This window comes from Pectobacterium araliae, assembly GCF_037076465.1.
Classification (GTDB): domain Bacteria; phylum Pseudomonadota; class Gammaproteobacteria; order Enterobacterales; family Enterobacteriaceae; genus Pectobacterium; species Pectobacterium araliae.
Window position 1 is genome coordinate 866,749 of sequence record NZ_AP028908.1, and the last position, 18,557, is coordinate 885,305.

At 53.0% G+C, this 18,557-nt stretch carries 16 protein-coding genes and 2 pseudogenes; 10 read left to right on the forward strand and 8 right to left on the reverse strand.

From position 1 onward, the window contains the following. Positions 1 to 179 precede the first annotated feature (179 nt). Entirely contained in the window at positions 180 to 2,459 is a 2,280-nt protein-coding gene (maeB, locus tag AACH44_RS03915) for an NADP-dependent oxaloacetate-decarboxylating malate dehydrogenase (RefSeq protein WP_261847241.1), read from the forward strand. Positions 2,460 to 2,507: 48 nt separating this feature from the next. On the opposite strand, the gene AACH44_RS03920 is transcribed toward maeB, so the two are convergent. Continuing rightward, complete coding sequence (locus AACH44_RS03920) at positions 2,508 to 2,696, reverse strand: hypothetical protein (RefSeq protein ID WP_261847242.1); 189 nt, start codon at positions 2,694 to 2,696, stop codon at positions 2,508 to 2,510. Positions 2,697 to 2,892: 196 nt separating this feature from the next. Here AACH44_RS03920 and mtr point away from each other — a divergent pair, with 196 nt between their 5' ends. After that, positions 2,893 to 4,167, forward strand: coding sequence for a tryptophan permease (gene mtr, locus AACH44_RS03925; RefSeq protein ID WP_261847243.1), 1,275 nt, complete (start codon positions 2,893 to 2,895; stop codon positions 4,165 to 4,167). A 71-nt stretch (positions 4,168 to 4,238) separates the two neighbouring features. On the opposite strand, the gene AACH44_RS03930 is transcribed toward mtr, so the two are convergent. Together AACH44_RS03930 and hemF are read right to left on the reverse strand one after the other, a co-directional pair. Continuing rightward, positions 4,239 to 4,691: a YaiI/YqxD family protein gene (locus tag AACH44_RS03930; RefSeq protein ID WP_261847244.1), complete on the reverse strand. Its 453-nt coding sequence runs from the start codon at positions 4,689 to 4,691 to the stop codon at positions 4,239 to 4,241. A 3-nt stretch (positions 4,692 to 4,694) separates the two neighbouring features. Then, positions 4,695 to 5,627 (reverse strand): oxygen-dependent coproporphyrinogen oxidase, encoded by a 933-nt coding sequence (gene hemF, locus AACH44_RS03935; protein WP_261847245.1) that lies wholly within the window; start codon positions 5,625 to 5,627, stop codon positions 4,695 to 4,697. Between the two features lie 181 nt (positions 5,628 to 5,808). Here hemF and AACH44_RS03940 point away from each other — a divergent pair, with 181 nt between their 5' ends. Next, positions 5,809 to 6,234: a GNAT family acetyltransferase gene (locus AACH44_RS03940; RefSeq protein ID WP_107170338.1), complete on the forward strand. Its 426-nt coding sequence runs from the start codon at positions 5,809 to 5,811 to the stop codon at positions 6,232 to 6,234. 52 nt (positions 6,235 to 6,286) lie between these two features. Here AACH44_RS03940 and AACH44_RS03945 read toward each other — a convergent pair. Next, positions 6,287 to 6,445 (reverse strand): annotated as a pseudogene (locus AACH44_RS03945) (hypothetical protein); the annotation flags it as partial. Between the two features lie 285 nt (positions 6,446 to 6,730). Here AACH44_RS03945 and AACH44_RS03950 point away from each other — a divergent pair. The 6 genes from AACH44_RS03950 to cysM all read left to right on the forward strand — a co-directional run bounded on the left by AACH44_RS03950 (position 6,731) and on the right by cysM (position 12,523). Continuing rightward, positions 6,731 to 7,348, forward strand: coding sequence for an RpoE-regulated lipoprotein (locus tag AACH44_RS03950; RefSeq protein WP_261847246.1), 618 nt, complete (start codon positions 6,731 to 6,733; stop codon positions 7,346 to 7,348). A 171-nt stretch (positions 7,349 to 7,519) separates the two neighbouring features. Continuing rightward, the gene (locus AACH44_RS03955) at positions 7,520 to 8,419 is read left to right on the forward strand and encodes a Dyp-type peroxidase (protein WP_261847247.1); all 900 of its coding nucleotides are present in this window, start codon (positions 7,520 to 7,522) and stop codon (positions 8,417 to 8,419) included. Between the two features lie 292 nt (positions 8,420 to 8,711). Then, on the forward strand, positions 8,712 to 9,740 hold the full coding sequence (locus AACH44_RS03960) for a sulfate ABC transporter substrate-binding protein (RefSeq protein ID WP_261847248.1): 1,029 nt from the start codon (positions 8,712 to 8,714) through the stop codon (positions 9,738 to 9,740). Then, on the forward strand, positions 9,740 to 10,573 hold the full coding sequence (cysT, locus tag AACH44_RS03965) for a sulfate/thiosulfate ABC transporter permease CysT (protein ID WP_261847249.1): 834 nt from the start codon (positions 9,740 to 9,742) through the stop codon (positions 10,571 to 10,573). Before AACH44_RS03960 ends, cysT begins: the two co-directional genes overlap by 1 nt. Continuing rightward, positions 10,573 to 11,472, forward strand: a complete 900-nt coding sequence (cysW, locus tag AACH44_RS03970) for a sulfate/thiosulfate ABC transporter permease CysW (protein ID WP_261847250.1) — start codon at positions 10,573 to 10,575, stop codon at positions 11,470 to 11,472. Before cysT ends, cysW begins: the two co-directional genes overlap by 1 nt. Positions 11,473 to 11,641: 169 nt before the next feature. Next, positions 11,642 to 12,523 carry a cysteine synthase CysM gene (gene cysM / locus AACH44_RS03975; protein WP_261847251.1) on the forward strand — a complete coding sequence of 294 codons (882 nt, stop codon included), beginning with the start codon at positions 11,642 to 11,644 and terminating at the stop codon, positions 12,521 to 12,523. A 3-nt stretch (positions 12,524 to 12,526) separates the two neighbouring features. Here the strand turns inward: cysM and AACH44_RS03980 are convergent, their stop codons facing one another. Both AACH44_RS03980 and AACH44_RS03985 read right to left on the reverse strand, forming a co-directional pair. Continuing rightward, positions 12,527 to 14,476 carry a MacB family efflux pump subunit gene (locus tag AACH44_RS03980; protein WP_261847252.1) on the reverse strand — a complete coding sequence of 650 codons (1,950 nt, stop codon included), beginning with the start codon at positions 14,474 to 14,476 and terminating at the stop codon, positions 12,527 to 12,529. A gap of 3 nt (positions 14,477 to 14,479) precedes the next feature. Then, positions 14,480 to 15,676, reverse strand: a complete 1,197-nt coding sequence (locus AACH44_RS03985) for an efflux RND transporter periplasmic adaptor subunit (protein WP_261847253.1) — start codon at positions 15,674 to 15,676, stop codon at positions 14,480 to 14,482. Between the two features lie 206 nt (positions 15,677 to 15,882). Between AACH44_RS03985 and AACH44_RS03990 the strand changes: the two are divergent. Further along, positions 15,883 to 16,063 (forward strand): annotated as a pseudogene (locus AACH44_RS03990) (sensor histidine kinase); the annotation flags it as partial. A gap of 66 nt (positions 16,064 to 16,129) precedes the next feature. Here the strand turns inward: AACH44_RS03990 and crr are convergent. Beyond that, positions 16,130 to 16,639, reverse strand: a complete 510-nt coding sequence (gene crr / locus AACH44_RS03995; protein ID WP_010284368.1) for a PTS glucose transporter subunit IIA — start codon at positions 16,637 to 16,639, stop codon at positions 16,130 to 16,132. Positions 16,640 to 16,789: 150 nt separating this feature from the next. Next, complete coding sequence (gene ptsI / locus AACH44_RS04000; protein ID WP_261847254.1) at positions 16,790 to 18,517, reverse strand: phosphoenolpyruvate-protein phosphotransferase PtsI; 1,728 nt, start codon at positions 18,515 to 18,517, stop codon at positions 16,790 to 16,792. Positions 18,518 to 18,557: the final 40 nt, after the last annotated feature.

The window sequence follows — 18,557 nt, forward strand, 5'->3', positions numbered from 1 at the left end:
CGATATCTCCCTATTGTTCACCTGAGTGCTGAACAAAAAACCGTCAAATAAAATAACTATATTAACCAGCATTCCCCCACAGTTTTTGCCATCCTCGGTAGTTTAGCCATTGGCAAACACTATACTGGGTACTCTCGCCCCTACAGACACAACACAACAAAACCGAAAAGGTACATAAAATGGATGAACAGCTAAAGCAAAGCGCCCTTGATTTCCATCAGTATCCGATCCCCGGCAAAATTCAGGTTTCCCCAACGAAGCCGCTAGCGACGCAGCGCGATCTGGCACTGGCGTATTCTCCCGGTGTCGCTGCACCCTGCCTGGAAATAGCCGCAGATCCGCTGGCTGCCTACAAATACACCGCACGTGGTAATCTGGTTGCGGTGATCTCTAACGGGACAGCCGTTCTGGGACTCGGCAATATCGGCGCGCTAGCCGGTAAACCGGTGATGGAAGGCAAAGGCGTTCTGTTCAAAAAATTCTCCGGTATTGATGTTTTCGATATCGAAGTCGACGAATTAGACCCAGACAAGCTGATCGATGTGATCGCTGCGCTGGAGCCGACATTCGGCGGCATCAATCTGGAAGACATCAAAGCGCCAGAGTGCTTCTACATTGAGAAGAAACTGCGTGAGCGCATGAAGATTCCGGTCTTCCACGATGATCAGCACGGCACGGCGATCATCTGTACTGCCGCCGTTCTGAACGGTCTGCGCGTCGTAGAAAAGAAAATTTCCGATGTGCGTCTGGTGGTGTCCGGTGCGGGCGCGGCCTCTATCGCCTGTCTGAACCTGCTGGTGGCGCTGGGCCTTCAGAAGCACAACATTGTGGTATGCGATTCGCGCGGCGTGATTTTCCAGGGCCGTGACGAAAATATGGAAGAAACTAAAGCGGCTTACGCGATTGAAGATAACGGTGCTCGCAAGCTGGCTGATGTGATCCCTGATGCCGATATCTTCCTTGGCTGTTCCGGCCCTGGCGTGCTGACGCCAGACATGGTGAAAACCATGGCGCCACACCCGCTGATCCTGGCGCTGGCAAACCCGGAACCGGAGATTCTGCCGCCGCTGGCGAAAGAAGTGCGCCCGGATGCGATAATCTGTACTGGCCGTTCAGATTATCCGAATCAGGTGAACAACGTACTGTGCTTCCCGTTCATCTTCCGCGGTGCATTGGATGTCGGCGCGACCACGATTAACGAAGAAATGAAGCTGGCCTGCGTGCATGCGATTGCCGATCTGGCGCTGGCGGAGCAGAGTGAAGTGGTCGCGTCTGCCTATGGCGATCAGGAGCTATCATTTGGCCCGGATTATCTGATTCCGAAACCGTTCGATCCGCGGCTGATCATCAAGATTGCACCGGCAGTGGCGAAAGCGGCAATGGATTCCGGCGTGGCAACGCGCCCGATCGCAGACTTCGATGCCTATATCGAAAAACTGACCCAGTTCGTCTACAAAACCAACCTGTTCATGAAGCCGATCTTTGCACAGGCGCGTCAGCAGCCGAAGCGCGTGGTATTTGCCGAAGGTGAAGATGCGCGCGTGCTGCACGCCACGCAGGAATTAGTCACGCTAGGGTTGGCGTTCCCGATTCTGATTGGTCGCCCAAGCGTCATTGAAATGCGCCTGCAAAAGCTGGGGCTGCAACTGACCATCGGTAAAGATTTCGAAGTGGTCAATAACGAATCCGATCCGCGCTTCAAAGAATATTGGAACGAGTATTTTGAACTGATGAAGCGTCGCGGCGTGTCGCAGGAAAAAGCGCAGCGTGCGGTGATCGGTAACCCGACGCTGATTGGTTCGATTATGGTTCACCGTGGCGAAGCGGATGCGCTGATTTGTGGCACGATTGGCACCTATGAAGAGCACTTCGATGTGGTTGAGAAAGTGTTCGGCTACCGCGAGGGTGTGCACGCCGCGGGCGCGATGAACGCGCTGATGCTGCCGAGCGGCAACACCTTCATCGCTGATACCTACGTCAATGCCGACCCGACGCCGGAACAACTGGCGGAAATTACTCTGATGGCGGCTGAAAGCGTGCGTCGTTTCGGTATCGAACCGAAAGTCGCGCTGCTGTCGCACTCTAGCTTCGGCACCTCGGATTCCCCGACGGCACAGAAGATGCGGGCAACGCTGGCGTTGGTGAACAAGCTGGCACCGGAATTGGAGATCGACGGCGAGATGCACGGCGATGCCGCGTTGGTGGAAACGATCCGCCGCGAACAGATGCCAGACAGTCCGCTGAAAGGCTCGGCTAACATTCTGATTATGCCGAACATGGAATCGGCACGTATCAGCTATAACCTGCTGCGTGTGTCGTCTTCTGAAGGTGTGACGGTTGGGCCAGTATTGATGGGGATCGCGAAACCGGTACACATCCTGACGCCGATTGCTTCGGTACGCCGGATTGTGAATATGGTGGCGCTGGCGGTGGTGGAAGCACAAACCAAGCCGCTGTAAAGAGTTCCATTAATACAGACAAACCCAGTCGATTGTTGGCTGGGTTTTTTATTTACGCAGTTTATCGACCAGATGATGGCCTAGCCAATATGAACCGATGAGGCCAAAAACCCCGGCGGGGAACAACAGACTATCGGGGAATATAGCGACGACAATAACAGTAGAAAAAATACAGAGAATAAATGTCAGTATCATGGAAAGAATATCGAGTAAAACTGATTTCGCTGCCTTCAGCATAACGTCATCATCCTAAAATTGCTTTTCCCTTAATCGCGTACAACATAACACACCATTTTCAGCCAAACAGGGATTTTCTATACCGTGGCATAAGTTAAATCAATGGAATAATTTTGGTTTTATGCCATGATTCCGCCTCGTCTATAGGGGGGCTTTTTCCTCAGATTCGATAAAAACTAACGAGCGAATATCGGTTATGGCAACACGCGCAGTGAAAGAAAATACTGTAGAAAAAAACGGTACAGAAAAGCGTCTTCCTTCGCTATTTGGCGGATCGATGATTATTGCAGGGACGATTATCGGTGCGGGGATGTTTTCCCTGCCAGTGGTGATGTCGGGTGCCTGGTTTTTTTGGTCATTTGCCGTGTTAGTGTTTACCTGGTTTTGTATGTATCACTCAGGGTTAATGATACTGGAAGCGAACCTGAATTATCAGAGCGGTGCCAGCTTTGATACATTGACCAAAGATCTGCTGGGTAAGCGCTGGAATATCGTTAACGGCATATCCATTGCCTTTGTCCTTTATATCCTGACCTACGCCTATATCTCGGCGAGTGGTTCCATTATCCATCACACGCTTGCGGAGATGTCGATCGACTTTTCCGCCCGCGTCGGCGGCTGCCTGTTTGCGCTGTTTGTCGCATTGACTGTGTGGTGGAGTACCTCGGCGGTGAGCCGCATGACCGCGTTTTTTCTGGCGGCAAAGGTACTGACCTTTTTCATGACGTTCGGCAGCCTGCTGTGGAACGTTAAGCCAGTGATTTTACTCAATGTTGCGGAAGAAGCCCCCAGCTATCTACCGTATGTGCTGATGACGTTACCCTTTTGTCTGGCCTCTTTCGGCTTTCATGGCAACGTTCCCAGTTTGGTGAAGCATTACGGCCACAAGCCACAGATAATCAAGCGTTGCCTGTTTATTGGCAGCGTGCTGGCGCTGGTGATGTATGCCATCTGGCTGATTGGCACGATGGGAAATATTGCTCGTCCTGATTTTATCGCGATTGCGGAGCAGGGCGGCAATATTGACGTTCTGGTGCAGACGCTGGGCGGCGTGTTGAACAGTCCTTATTTGGATGTATTGCTCACCGTCTTTTCCAATTTTGCGGTTGCCTGTTCGTTTCTTGGGGTGACGCTGGGGCTGTTTGATTATTTGGCGGATTTGCTGAAATTTGACGATAGCCGAATGGGAAGAGCCAAAACGGCATTGGTGACCTTTCTGCCACCGATTATCGGTGGCTTGCTGTACCCGAACGGTTTTATTTACGCGATTGGGTTTGCTGGGTTAGCTGCCACCGTATGGGCGGTGATTACGCCGGCGTTGCTGGCGCTTGCATCACGTCGCCGCTTCGGTAGCCCGCAGTTCCGCGTGCGGGGCGGTAATGCGATGATCGCGCTGGTGCTGCTATTTGGTATCGGCACCGCGCTGATACATATTCTTTCCAGCCTCGAACTGTTACCGGTTTATCGCTAAGTGATGTGTGCTTACCCGTTAAAGCAGAAGAGGCGGGATGGTTACCGCCTCAGATAACGACTCTCAGATGGCTATGACTTCCGCACCTGCTGCAACCACTTATCCAGTTCATTGGCAAACTGCTGACGGTCGCGCTGGTTTAAGGTGCTGGGGCCACCCGTCTGTATGCCGCTGGCGCGCATGGTGTCCATAAAATCCCGCATATTCAGGCGTTCCCGAATGGTATCTGGCGTATAACGCTCGCCGCGTGGGTTTAATGCAATGCCGCCTTTTTCGATCACTTCCGATGCCAGTGGGATATCGGCAGTGATCACCAGATCGCCCGTTTCAACGCGGCGTACAATTTCATTGTCGGCGACGTCAAAACCTGCCGAAACGCGCAGCGTATGAATAAAGCGCGATGGCGGCACTTTTATGGTCTGGTTGGCAACCAGCGTGACCGGTATTTGTGTGCGATCCGCCGCGCGAAAGAGCACTTCTTTGATGACGTTAGGGCAGGCGTCGGCATCGACCCAAATCTGCATGACTTATGTTTCCTTGTTGTGTGTATGACTTTCTGCCAGCCAGTCTCTGACGGGCAAAAAATCTTGATACAGCAGGGCTTCCGGGCTACCCGGCTCAGGCTGGTGCTGATATTCCCAGCGTGCTAACGGCGGCATCGACATCAAAATGGACTCGGTGCGCCCGCCGCTTTGCAGGCCAAACAGTGTACCGCGATCCCAAATCAGGTTGAATTCCACATAGCGGCCACGACGGTAGAGCTGAAATTCACGCTCACGTTCTCCCCATGCCAGATCTTTACGCCGTTCGACGATGGGCAGATAGCCATCGAGGAATCCGTTACCAACGGCACGGATGAAGGCAAAGCTGGTAGCAAAATCGGGTTCGTTCAGATCGTCAAAGAATAGCCCACCGATACCGCGCGCTTCGTTACGATGCTTGAGGAAGAAATAATCGTCGCACCACTTTTTGTAGCGTGGATACACATCATCACCGAACGGTTGGCACAGGTCGTGAGCGGTCTGGTGCCAGTGCACGGCATCTTCTTTAAAACCATAATAGGGCGTGAGATCGAACCCGCCGCCAAACCACCAAACCGGTTCTTCTCCCGCTTTCTCGGCGACGAACAGACGCACGTTGGCATGGCTAGTGGGAATGTAAGGGCTAAGCGGATGAATCACCAGCGACACGCCCATCGCCTGAAAGCTGCGGCCAGCCAGATCGGGGCGGTGGGTGCTGGCTGAAGGCGGCAACGATTTACCGATGATATGAGAAAAGTTTACGCCCGCGCGTTCAAAGAGACGTCCGCCGGACAGCACGCGACTGCACCCGCCGCCGCCTTCGGCACGCAGCCATTCATCTTTGGCGAAATCGGCTCCGCCATCAAGTGCTGCAAGCTGCTGGCAGATATCTTCTTGTAAGCTAAGCAAAAAATGTTTTACCGCATTGACGTCAGACATAGTGGGCATCTCGTTTCCATCGCGCTGGTGGCACAATAATAAAGGCGGCAGTATACCATCAATAAAATCGATCCCCGGTCACCTGTTGTGTGATTCCTGATGGCGCCGCGCAATTTGCGATTGCGTCTGATAAAAATCACGCGATAATCACGATTTACCTTATTGCAAAATGGCGACTGTGATGGAAATCCGCATATTCAGACAGGATGACTTTGAAGCCGTGATCACCCTCTGGGAACGTTGTGATTTGCTGCGTCCGTGGAACGATCCTGAAATGGACATCGAACGTAAGCTCAACCACGATCCCGATCTGTTTCTGGTCGCAGAGGTGAACGGCGAAATTGTAGCATCGGTGATGGGCGGGTACGACGGCCACCGAGGTTCAGCGTATTATCTGGGCGTGCACCCGGATTTTCGTGGGCGCGGGATTGCCAACGCGTTGATTAGCCGGCTGGAGAAAAAACTGATTGCCCGTGGTTGTCCGAAGATCCACCTGATGGTGCGTGAAGATAACGACGCGGTGATCGGCATGTATGAAAAGCTCGACTATGAGATCGTCGATAGCGTTACGCTGGGAAAACGCCTGATTGAAGATCGCGAATATTGATCTCGGTTTGCTTTCTGTCGCCGTTTAACGGCGCTACATTCCGTGAACATTGTTAGAGCATGGGGCAGAAAGATTGTCCGATATCTGTCGGGCAATCAGGACATACTGAATAGTTAATGCCAAACGTTCGTCCTCGACCTTGGTTCTCGCACAGTGACGCAGAACCGTAGGTTGGGCTATAGAGTAGCGGTGTTCGCTGGCGCCAAACGCTGGATAGCGTCGGAATGGAGCGTTGTGCGATCGTTTACGTGAGCAACTGAACTGGATCGGGTGTTTTCCGGCAGCGTGTTGCCTTTGCCCATGCGTTGATTACCAAAGATGTTATCTACAGACCTTTCGGTTATCGGAAGGTCTGTGGTTCTGGTTGGTTTCCCCCTATACTCTCCCGCAGGATTATCCCGTCTATTTACGGCACTTTTCGTTGCTCGCAGACTCCAACTCCCATCTTGCCAGGGGGCTGGTGACGGAAGCCGTTTAATTTTGAGGAGTACACACCATGAATTTTCGCTCGCTATCTTTGGGATTACCGCTCGTGTTGGGGTTGCCGCTACTGCTGACCGGATGCAGCACGCTTTCCCATTTTTCCTGGTCCAGCCTATCGCCGTTTAACTGGTTCGGCAGTTCGTTGCAGATCACGGATGCGGGCGTCGGCGGCATTAATGCGGGTACGCCGTTATCTGAAGGCGCGTTACAGAACGCGCTGGATGGCCGTTATCAACTGCGTAGTGGAATGGGCACGTCCAATGGTCAATTGGTGGCGTTTTATCAGGCGTTGGATGGCAAAGAGGTGAAGCTGATCATCAGCGGCCAGCCGAAGGGCAGCGTGCGCAAAGTCGAAGTCATGGACCCAGCGATTGGCAGTGCTGGTGGCGTGAAGATCGGTGATGTCTTTAGCAATATCTACAGCAAAGCCTTTGAGTCCTGCCAGTTAGGGCAAGGTGATGATGCGCAGGGCGTTGAATGCGCCGCGCCCCAGAGCACGCATATCAGCTACATCTATTCCGGCGAGTGGAGTGGTCCAGAAGGTTTGATGCCGTCCGATGATATCCTGAAAAACTGGAAAGTGAGCAAAATCGTGTGGCACGCGCAGGCGCGTAACACATCCGTTTTATAAAGGGGGGTCTTGACGTTAACGGACTAATTTGTCTTCACGCAAGGTAAAAGTCAGGCGGCTTCCGGTATGATACCCGCGCCGCCTGATTTCTTTTCCGGCAGCCGTATTTGCTGTAACCACAGTAGTAAACCATAACAACAAAAGAAAAAACTGACGCTTGAGGAAGCAGAAATGACACCAATTCAAAGCGGTATTTTATTGGAACACCGCCGTTTTGCCATTTTTATGGAAGCGATGATTCAGGGCGAGTTTGATGCTATCCGGCAGGGATGCAAAAAATTCTGTCAGACATTACAAGATTTACAGCAGCAGTATCCCGATGCCGGGTTAGGCGCGGTGCTGGCGTTTGGTAACGATGTTTGGCGCGATTTGGACTGCAACCACAGCGCGGCGGAGCTGAAATCGTTTACGCCGCTGGGTAAAGGGCTTGCCCCAGCAACGCAGCGCGATCTGTTGATCCACATCCAATCGCTCCGCCACGATGTTAACTTCACGCTGGCACAGGCTGCGCTGGCTGCGTTTGGTAGCGCGATTCGCATTGAAGAAGAGACGCACGGTTTCCGCTGGGTGGACGATCGCGATTTAAGTGGCTTTATCGACGGTACGGAAAACCCACAGGGTGAAGCACGGCACGCCGTGGCAATTATCCCTGAAGACCAGCCGGATGCAGGCGGCAGCTACGTGTTTACCCAACGCTGGGAACACAATCTGAAGCAGTTGCAGCGGTTCAGCGTAGAACAACAGGAACAGATGATCGGTCGTACCAAGCAGGATAACGAAGAGCTGTCTTCCGATGCGCGACCTGTGACGTCGCACCTTAGCCGCGTGGATTTAAAGGAAGACGGCAAGGGCTTGAAAATCCTGCGTCAGAGTCTGCCTTATGGCACCGCGAGCGGGAAGAACGGGCTTTACTTCATCGCCTATTGTGCGCGACTGCACAACATTGAGCAGCAGTTGCTGAGTATGTTCGGCGATCGTGACGGCAAACGTGACGACATGCTGCGCTTTACTAGAGCGGTCAGCGGCAGCTACTTCTTTGCGCCGTCTTTGACGCAGCTTTTGTCACTGTAAGGTTTGACGCGTTTTCCTGATGCCTGTATTCGTGCAGGCATCAATACACGGCATCGGCTATCTTGCTGCGTTTTCTTTTTCTTTCTCCTCTTTTTTGCCGTTACCTTTCGCCGTCGTGTTATGCCCTTTAGCGCTTAAAAACTCCGAAATATTATATATAAAGGTTATATGTTAACCGCCACTTCCCCCTACACTGATTTTCGCGAATATGCGCATTTCAATATCGGTTATTCACACGATAGCTCCCATAACAAAGCCTACCGAATAGGCGCTAACTCTGGCAGGACATAAGATGAATCAAGTACAGGTGAAAGGCTGGCTGGTGAAGGGTTCTCTGGCGCTGTCATTGCTGCTGGGCGGGCAGAGCGTGGTCTCTGCTACCGAGCTGCTGAACAGCTCTTATGATGTGTCTCGTGAGCTATTTGTGGCGCTCAATCCCGGCTTTGAAAAGCAGTGGTTGTCGCAACATCCTAACGATCCGCTGACGATCAAACAATCGCATGCGGGTTCGTCTAAACAGGCATTGGCTATCCTGCAAGGGCTGAAGGCTGATGTCGTGACCTACAATCAGGTGACGGATGTCCAGATCCTACACGATCGCGGGCAACTGATTCCTGCTGACTGGCAGGCGCGTCTACCCAATAATAGCTCTCCGTTCTATTCCACCATGGCCTTTCTGGTTCGCAAGGGCAACCCAAAAGGGATTCACGACTGGAACGATCTGGTTCGTGATGACGTGAAACTGATCTTCCCGAATCCGAAAACCTCTGGCAATGCCCGTTATACCTACCTTGCGGCCTGGGGCGCGACCAGTAAAGCTAATGGTGGCGATGAGGCTAAAACTCGCGCGTGGGTAACGCGTTTTCTGGCGAACGTTGAGGTATTTGATACTGGCGGGCGCGGCGCAACTACCACATTTGTGGAACGTAAGCTGGGCGATGTGTTGATCAGCTTTGAATCTGAGGTGAATAACATTCGTAACCAGTACGGTGCCGAGAACTACGAGGTGATCGTGCCGAAGGTCAACGTACTGGCAGAATTCCCGGTGGCGTGGGTTGATAAGAATGTGGAGAAGAATGGCACCGAACAGGCGGCAAAAGCCTATCTGAATTATCTCTATAGCCCAGACGCGCAGAAGGTGATCACCGATTTTTACTACCGTGTAAATAACCCTGAGCTGGCGCAAACGCTGAAATCTCGCTTCCCTGAAACCACGTTGTTCCGCGTGGAAGATCAGTTTGGCTCGTGGCCACAGGTGATGAAGACCCACTTCGACACCGGTGGTGAATTGGATAAACTGCTGGCGGCTGGTCGTCAGTAATGCCCTTTGGTTCGGGTAAGCGGGTGCTGCCGGGATTCGCGTTGAGTCTGGGTAGCAGCCTGCTGTTCGTCTGTCTGATTCTGCTGCTGCCCTTAAGTGCGCTGGTGATGCAACTCTCGGAAATGAGTGTGGCGCAGTACTGGGCGGTGGTTTCCAATCCGCAGGTGGTGGCCGCTTACAAGGTCACGCTCTTGGCGGCAGGGTTGGCGACGGTCTTTAATGCCGGATTCGGCCTGTTAATGGCGTGGATTCTGACGCGCTATCACTTTCCCGGTCGAGCCCTGCTGGATGGGTTGATGGATTTACCCTTTGCGCTCCCCACCGCCGTGGCGGGGCTGACGCTGGCTGCGCTGTTTTCAACGACCGGCTGGTACGGCGCCTGGCTGGCAGAATATGGCATTAAGGTGTCTTACACCTGGCTGGGGATTACGGTTGCGATGGCGTTCACCAGCATTCCTTTTGTGGTGCGTACCGTTCAACCCGTGTTGGAAGAGCTGGGGCCGGAATATGAAGAGGCAGCGCAGACGTTAGGAGCGAATCGCTGGCAGTGTTTTCGCTATGTCATTTTACCGGAGTTAACCCCGGCGCTCTTAACGGGAACGGCGCTGTCGTTTGCCCGTAGTCTGGGCGAATTTGGCGCGGTTATCTTTATTGCAGGGAATATCGCCTGGCAGACAGAAGTTGTTTCGCTGATGATTTTTGTCCGCTTGCAGGAGTTTGATTTTCCTGCTGCCAGCGCAATTGCTTCCGTCGTGTTAGCCGCGTCTCTCTTGATACTGTTTGCTGTCAACGTGCTGCAAAGCCGTTTTGGTCAACGAACCCGGAGCGTGTAATGGCAGAGATTCCTACCGTGACGCCGCGGCGTCAATCTCATCTTGTTCGGCAGGAACGTAACGGGGCGAGAGCCGCGCTGATTGCGTTGGGCGTGATATTATCGCTCATCATGCTGGTCATCCCCTTAGTGTCAATTTTTGCCGCTGCGCTGTCGCACGGGTTGGGGGGCGTCTGGCGTAACCTGAGCGATCCTGACATGCTGCATGCCATTGGCCTCACGCTGCTGGTGGTCGCGATTGTCGTGCCGGTGAATCTGGTGTTTGGCACGCTGCTGGCGTGGCTGCTCACGCGCTTTCAGTTTCCGGGGCGACAACTGTTGCTTACGTTGATCGACATTCCTTTTGCTGTTTCTCCGGTGGTGGCAGGTTTGCTCTATCTGCTCTTTTACAGCACCAACGGCCCGGTTGGCGGCTGGCTGGATGAACAAGGGTTACAGCTGATGTTTGCCTGGCCGGGGATTGTGCTGGTGACGATATTCGTGACCTGCCCGTTTATGGTCAGGGAGCTGGTTCCGGTGATGATGAGTCAGGGGAGCCAGGAAGAAGAAGCGGCGGTGTTGCTCGGTGCGTCAGGCTGGCAGGTGTTCTATCGGGTGACGCTACCGAATATTCGCTGGGCGCTGCTGTATGGCGTGGTGCTAACCAATGCCAGAGCGATTGGTGAGTTTGGCGCGGTGTCTGTGGTGTCGGGCTCGATTCGCGGTGAAACCTACACGCTGCCGCTACAGGTCGAATTGTTGCATCAGGATTATAACAGCGTGGGGGCGTTTACCGCTGCGGCGTTGTTAACCGTGATGGCGATACTGACGCTGTTCATCAAAAGCGCTTTGCAGTGGCGGGTAAAACGGCAAATGGCGCAAGGGCGGGAACAGAATCCGCCTGAAAAAGCAGTAAATTGAGATTGCTGGCAAAGTCAGATTTTAGGGGAAACACAGGGATGAGGTTCCCGTGGGGATACCTCGCCCTGTGGTAGCCCTGTGTATCTCGAATTAACCATCATGGGTTTGTCAGCAACGTTAATTTTATCGTTCACTCTGTAAGTGGGTGAGACTTTTTAGGACTCAACTTGTGACAACGCTTGAGCATTGTATTGGTAATACCCCTCTGGTGAAATTGCAGCGCCTGACGCAGGGGTTGAACAGTGAAATCTGGTTGAAGCTGGAAGGAAATAACCCAGCCGGATCGGTAAAAGATCGGGCTGCACTCTCGATGATCCAGCAGGCAGAGAATCGTGGAGATATCGCGCCCGGAGATCGGTTGATCGAGGCGACCAGCGGGAATACCGGTATTGCACTGGCGATGATCGCGGCGGTAAAAGGCTATCGGTTACGTCTGCTGATGCCAGACAATATGAGTTATGAACGCCAGACCGCGATGCGCGCGTATGGTGCAGAGCTGGTATTGGTGAATCGTAAGCTGGGGATGGAAGGGGCGCGGGATCGGGCGAAGCAGATGGTGTTGGCGGGAGAGGGTAAAACGCTCGATCAGTTCAATAACCCAGACAACTCGCTGGCACATTTTCTCACGACGGGCCCAGAAATCTGGCAACAGACGGCGGGTAAGCTGACCCATTTCATTTCCAGCATGGGGACAACCGGCACGATCTCTGGCGTCAGCCGCTATTTGAAGCAGCAGAATCCCGCCATCTGCACGGTAGGGTTACAGCCGGCTGAAGGCAGCCACATTCCCGGCATTCGCCGCTGGACGCCGGACTATATGCCGGGCATCTTCCGCGCCGATCTGGTCGATCGTATTCTGGATATGACGCAGATCGATGCCGAAAATACGCTGCGGCAGTTGGCGCGTCAGGAAGGCATTTTCTGCGGCGTCAGTTCCGGCGGGGCGGTGGCTGGCGCACTGCAGATTGCGGCAGAAAACCCCGGCAGTGTGATTGTGGCGATTGCCTGCGATCGCGGCGACCGCTATCTGTCCACCGGGGTATTTGACTGACAGTTATTCCCGCTCCAGCGCGTGAATCGGTTCCATCCGTGCTGCGCGCCGGGCGGGGAAGAAGCCGAAGATAATGCCTATCAGGCTGGAGCACAGGAACGCGGCAATAATCGAGGCGCTGGAATAGACCATCGCGAAATTGCTGCTGAACTGTGCGAACAGTACGCCGATCCCCAATGACAGCCCGACACCCACGATGCCGCCTAACAGGCAAACCAGCACGGCTTCGATCAGAAACTGCTGCATGATGTCGCTGGTGCGTGCGCCAACTGCCATACGAACGCCGATCTCTCGGGTTCGTTCTGTGACGGATACCAACATGATGTTCATCACGCCGATACCGCCAACCAGCAGCGAAATCAGGGCGATCATCGACACCAGCAGTGCGAGCGTGGTGGTGGTTTTCTCGATCATCTGGCGGATGTTGTCGGTGTTCATGATAAAGAAGTCTTTCGTACCGTGCCGCTGCGTCAGCAGCGTGGTGATGTTCTTCTCGGCGATGTTCATATCAATATTGTCTTTTACCCGCACCGTAATGCTTCTCAGGTAGGACAGCCCGACCATGCGCTTCATCACCGTGGTGTACGGCACCCAGACGTTCAGGTTTTCATCGCTGCCGAAGCCACCCTGATTCTTGCTGACGACGCCGATAATCCGCACGGGCAGCGAGCCCAGCAGAATCACTTGCCCAATCGGATCTTCGCCGTGGGGAAAGAGCTTGTTAAGCGTATTTTTGTCAATCACCGCATCCTGGGTCAGCTGATCGACGCTGCTACGCGGGAAAAGCACGCCACGTTGCAGGGTGTAGCCACGCACGGTGAAGAACTGCTCGCCTACGCCGGACACGCTGGCGGAAACGGCAATGTTGCCGTAGCGCATGGTGACGCTGGTGGAGATGGAGGGCGTGACGCTATGCACGTAGGGCTGTTGCGTCAGTGGCTGAATATCGCTGGCGCGCAACGTCTGGATAGCGCTGGCATCCATGTCACCGAAGTCTTTACCGGGGAAAATTTCCAGCGTGCTGGTGCCCATCGAATTGATATCGGCCAGCACCTGCTCCTGTGAACCTTTTCCCAACGCGACCACCGAAACGACTGATGCGATACCGATGATAATGCCGAGCATGGTCAGAAAGGTGCGCATCCGCTGGGCGTTCATCGCCAGCAGCGCCATTTTAAAGGCGTCAATAAAGCGATCTTTAAACTGATTTAGGGCAGAGGCGGTAGGAGACGCGATTTCAGGTAGTGGCGCTGTGGCGTCCTCGGGGCGCGTTTGTCGATCGGCTATCACTTCGCCATCGCGTAGTTCGATAATGCGCTGCGCGTGTTCGGCGATCGTCATATCGTGCGTGACGATCACGACCGTGTTGCCCTGTTTGTGCAGGTCGCGGAGTATGCTCAGGACTTCGTTGCCGCTATGGGTGTCCAGCGCGCCAGTTGGCTCATCCGCTAGAATAATGCCGCCGCTGTTCATCAGTGCCCGTGCGATACTCACACGCTGCTGCTGGCCGCCGGAAAGCTGGCTGGGTCGATAGTGGAGGCGATTTTCCAACCCGAGCTTGGTCAGCAGGTCTGCCGCCCGCTGACGGCGCGTCAGTCTGCTCTTCCCTGCATAAATCGCGGGGACTTCGACATTTCCGAGTGCCGTCAGGTCACCGAGTAGGTGATAGCGCTGGAAAATAAAGCCGAAGTGTTCGCGGCGCAGCTCGGCTAACTGGTCGTTATCCAGTTCGCCAACGGCGCGTCCTGCCACCTGATAATCACCGGCGGACGGTTTATCCAGGCAGCCGAGAATATTCATCAGCGTGGATTTTCCCGATCCTGACGCACCGACAATCGCCACCATTTCTCCCTGATTGATGGTCAGATTAATGTCTTTAAGAACGGTAACGTCCTGTTCGCCGTTGGAAAAGCGCCGGGTGATGCCAGTCAGTTTAAGCAACGATGTGGACATACGTTACATCCCCGTCGGTGGGCCGGGATGCGTGGGGCTTACATCGCCGGGTGAGGGGCTGACAACGACCTGCTCCCCGACGCTGAGCCCTGAACGGATCTGCGTGCGCACGTTATCATTGAGGCCAAGCGTCACTAGACGCGATTCAACCTTCTTGTTCGCATTAACAACCTGTACGTACCACATGCCGTTGCGCAAGGTTAACGCCGTCGCCGGGACGACGATGGCATTTTTCACCGAAGACAGCAAAATATTGACCTGTGCCGTCATGGAAATACGCAATACGCCATCAGTATTTTGCACATCGAACTGACCGTTATAATAAATTGCGGTGCTGGATGAGGAACTGGAACTGCTTGTACTAGATGACGTCATGGTCGAGTCTGTGTTGATGGAGTCTGGCGCGGGCTCAATCGAGCTCAGCGTAGCTTCATACCGTTTATTTGGTTCACCCAGAATACTGAACCAGACTGGCATGCCGGTTTTCACCTTAACGACGTCGGCTTCTGAGATTTTTACCTTGATGGTCATGGTGTCTAAATTGGCGACTTTGGCAATGGTCGGTGTCGTCTGGATCGCATTCACCGTTTGGCCTGCTTCTACGGGAATCGCCACCACTGTGCCATCCATCGGCGAGCGAATTTGGGTATATCCCAGATTCACTTTGGCAGTATTAACGGTGATCTGCGCCTGAACGATTTGGGCATCTAGCGCGTCGATATTGGCTCTGGTGGCATCGAGCGTTGCCTTCGCACTATCGTAATCGGCCTGTACGCCCACACTCCGCTTCATCAGCATCTGCTGACGTTGCCAGCTTAATTCGTTATTGCGTAATTCTGCCACTTTAGCAGCCCGCTGCGCCTGAACGTTTTTCAGTGCTGCTTCACCATTCTTTAATGTGTCCTGCTGGGTGAGGTCATCAATCTCGGCGATCAATTGCCCTTTTTTCACCTTATCGCCCAGTTCGACGTGCAGCGCTTTGATTTGCCCCGAGGCTTGAGCACCGACGCTGACCTGCTTCTGCGCCTCAATTTTTCCATCGGCGAGCACCGTTTGTTCGAGATCCGCGATCTCGGCGGCAGTGGTGATCGCGTTTGGTACGGGCGATGGCCTGCTGAAAAACAGATGAATAAGCACGGCAGCGGCGATAAGACCAAGCGCGATCGTCGTACGGCGTCGTGTAAAAAATCGTGATTGCATCAGGGGAAGTCATCCTTAATAAATGCATCTGAACGGGAGTCAATAACGCAGGTGAGTAATTTACCCCGAGTCCGTAAAGGTAGCGGTAATCTTTGCTGAAAGAAATGGTAAGGATTAAGTAAATCTGGCTGCGAATATTAACGTCAGGCCTGAGAATACCGTATCTATCCCCATCATACTTCAAGTTGCATGTACGTTTCCTGCTCGCGCAGCAGGTTTCCGTGTCGCTCATTGGCAATGAGCAGGAATGGATGATTCAGATTGCCGATCAGTGACCTGGCTATAGCGCGAAAGGTTGTGCTGGCGCACGGGGGGCATATTGAGGCGGATAATGGCGAGCCGTGCGGATTAGTGACTCGCCTGTGTGTGCCGCGTTGTAAAGCCTGAAACGAAAACGGCACCATCCGGGTGCCGTTTCGTGCAAACGTAGTAAACCCTCCGTAGAGGAAAAGCTTACTTTTTGATACGGATAACCGGTGTTTCACCGACAACAACCGTACCACTCAGTTTGGTCAATTCCTTGATTTCGTCCATGTTGGAAATAACCACTGGTGTCAGAGTAGACTTCGCTTTTTCTTCCAGCAGAGCCAGGTCAAACTCGATAACGAGATCGCCTTTCTTCACGCGCTGGCCTTCTTCGGCGATACGCTTGAAGCCTTCGCCTTTCAATTCAACGGTATCAATACCAAAGTGTACAAACAGCTCAATGCCGCTGTCAGACTCGATGGAAAACGCATGGTTGGTTTCAAAAATTTTGCCGATGGTGCCGTCTACCGGTGCGACAATCTTATTGCCAGTTGGCTTGATGGCAATACCGTCACCGACGATTTTCTCTGCAAATACGACATCAGGAACATCTTCAATATTGACGATTTCACCTGACAGCGGGGCAATGATTTCGATGCTGCCAGTGTCTTTTTTATCGTCAGAAACCAGAGATTTCAATTTATCGAACAAACCCATGATTCTCTCCTAAGCATTAATATTGGGCCAGCGTATACCCTAATCTTTCAAGTTGTTGTGGCATTGTCGTTTTTTCGCTACCCCGACTGCGACCGTATCGCCTGTCGGGGGTGCTGATTGCCACCTTGAAACCTATTAGGTAAAGCAGAATCAGCAGAGCGTTTTTTCTTTAATAAAGCGGCTCACCAGATTGCTTAACTCTTGTGCTGTCGGTTGGGCTAATGCTTGCTCCGCCAGCGCCTTCGCATCTTCGTAATTCGCATTACGGATGATTTTCTTGATGCTCGGGATAGAGATCGCACTCATGCTGAATTCGTCCAGACCCATTCCCAATAACAGTAGTGTAGCACGTTCGTCACCGGCGAGCTCACCACACATCCCTGTCCACTTGCCTTCGGCATGAGACGCGTCAATAACCTGTTTGATCAGGGTCAGGACGGCAGGGGACATCGGATTATAGAGATGAGAAATCAGCTCATTACCGCGATCAACAGCTAGAGTATACTGGGTTAAGTCATTTGTCCCAATACTAAAGAAGTCGACTTCTTTGGCTAAATGTGGCGCGATGGCAGCGGCGGCAGGGGTTTCAACCATCACACCGACTTCAATGCTTTCGTCGAAGGCTTTACCTTCTTCTCTCAACTGCGCTTTCAGCATCTCCAGTTCGGCTTTCAGCTCACGAACTTCTTCCACGGAGATGATCATCGGGAACATGATACGCAGCTTGCCAAATTTTGATGCGCGCAGAATGGCACGCAGTTGGGCATGCAGAATTTCTTTACGATCCAGACAGATACGGATAGCACGCCAGCCAAGGAACGGGTTCTCTTCCTTCGGCAGGTTCATGTAAGGCAGATCTTTGTCGCCACCGATATCCATGGTACGGACGATAACAGCCTGAGCACCCACGGCTTCCGCAACGGCTTTATACGCCTGGAACTGTTCTTCTTCGGTCGGTAGTGAATCACGATCCATGAACAGAAATTCAGTACGATACAGGCCGACACCTTCTGCGCCGTTACGTTCTGCACCCGCGACATCACGCACGGTGCCGATGTTGGCACAGACTTCAACCTGATGACCGTCCAGCGTGATGGCTGGCAGGTCTTTCAGCTTGGCCAGCTCATACTTTTCAGCGTGGTATTGCTGCTGAACGGCTTTTAATTCTTCAATTTTATCCGCAGTCGGATTCTGATAGATCTGGTTGTTTACCGCATCGATAATCAGATAGTCGCCGTTTTTGACCTGCTGGGTCACGTTGGTCGTACCGACGATCGCAGGCAGTTCCAAAGAACGCGCCATAATGGACGTGTGAGACGTACGGCCACCGAGATCGGTAATGAAGCCCAACACTTTATCCAGATTCAACTGTGCGGTTTCTGACGGTGTCAGATCCGTTGCAACCAGAATAACTTCATCCTGAATATCGCCCAGATCGACGATAGGCATATTGAGAATGTTGCGTAGCAAACGCTTCCCGATATCACGCATGTCCGCAGCGCGTTCTTTCAGATATTCATCATCAAGCTCTTCCAGCGCTTTGGCCTGGTTTTCGATAACGGAAAACGCAGCGGCATCGGCGGAAGCATGTTCCTCTTTAATCAGGGCTATGATTTCCTGCTCGAACTCTTCATCTTCCAGCAACATGATGTGGCCTTCGAAGATGGCTTCTTTCTCTGCGCCTAGCGTCTCGCCTGCTTTCTTCTTGATCGCTTCCAACTGTGCGGATGCTTTGGAACGACCAGTCAGAAAACGTTCAGTTTCCTGTTCCACCTGATCCGCAGAGATTTTTTTCCGGTTGATGAGAATTTCATCTTCTTTCAGTAGCAGTGCCTTACCAAAAGCAATACCCGGTGATACTAATATGCCTGAAATCATAACCCTACCTTACTCGATTCTGGTGTTCACTAAAAAGCTC

What these genes read in the sequence shown, in the direction of transcription:
- maeB (WP_261847241.1), top strand. Translation starts at nt 180, where the DNA reads ATGGATGAACAGCTAAAGCAAAGCGCCCTTGATTTCCATCAGTATCCG.
- AACH44_RS03920 (WP_261847242.1), bottom strand. Translation starts at nt 2,696, where the DNA reads ATGCTGAAGGCAGCGAAATCAGTTTTACTCGATATTCTTTCCATGATA.
- mtr (WP_261847243.1), top strand. Translation starts at nt 2,893, where the DNA reads ATGGCAACACGCGCAGTGAAAGAAAATACTGTAGAAAAAAACGGTACA.
- AACH44_RS03930 (WP_261847244.1), bottom strand. Translation starts at nt 4,691, where the DNA reads ATGCAGATTTGGGTCGATGCCGACGCCTGCCCTAACGTCATCAAAGAA.
- hemF (WP_261847245.1), bottom strand. Translation starts at nt 5,627, where the DNA reads ATGTCTGACGTCAATGCGGTAAAACATTTTTTGCTTAGCTTACAAGAA.
- AACH44_RS03940 (WP_107170338.1), top strand. Translation starts at nt 5,809, where the DNA reads ATGGAAATCCGCATATTCAGACAGGATGACTTTGAAGCCGTGATCACC.
- AACH44_RS03950 (WP_261847246.1), top strand. Translation starts at nt 6,731, where the DNA reads ATGAATTTTCGCTCGCTATCTTTGGGATTACCGCTCGTGTTGGGGTTG.
- AACH44_RS03955 (WP_261847247.1), top strand. Translation starts at nt 7,520, where the DNA reads ATGACACCAATTCAAAGCGGTATTTTATTGGAACACCGCCGTTTTGCC.
- AACH44_RS03960 (WP_261847248.1), top strand. Translation starts at nt 8,712, where the DNA reads ATGAATCAAGTACAGGTGAAAGGCTGGCTGGTGAAGGGTTCTCTGGCG.
- cysT (WP_261847249.1), top strand. Translation starts at nt 9,740, where the DNA reads ATGCCCTTTGGTTCGGGTAAGCGGGTGCTGCCGGGATTCGCGTTGAGT.
- cysW (WP_261847250.1), top strand. Translation starts at nt 10,573, where the DNA reads ATGGCAGAGATTCCTACCGTGACGCCGCGGCGTCAATCTCATCTTGTT.
- AACH44_RS03980 (WP_261847252.1), bottom strand. Translation starts at nt 14,476, where the DNA reads ATGTCCACATCGTTGCTTAAACTGACTGGCATCACCCGGCGCTTTTCC.
- AACH44_RS03985 (WP_261847253.1), bottom strand. Translation starts at nt 15,676, where the DNA reads ATGCAATCACGATTTTTTACACGACGCCGTACGACGATCGCGCTTGGT.
- crr (WP_010284368.1), bottom strand. Translation starts at nt 16,639, where the DNA reads ATGGGTTTGTTCGATAAATTGAAATCTCTGGTTTCTGACGATAAAAAA.
- ptsI (WP_261847254.1), bottom strand. Translation starts at nt 18,517, where the DNA reads ATGATTTCAGGCATATTAGTATCACCGGGTATTGCTTTTGGTAAGGCA.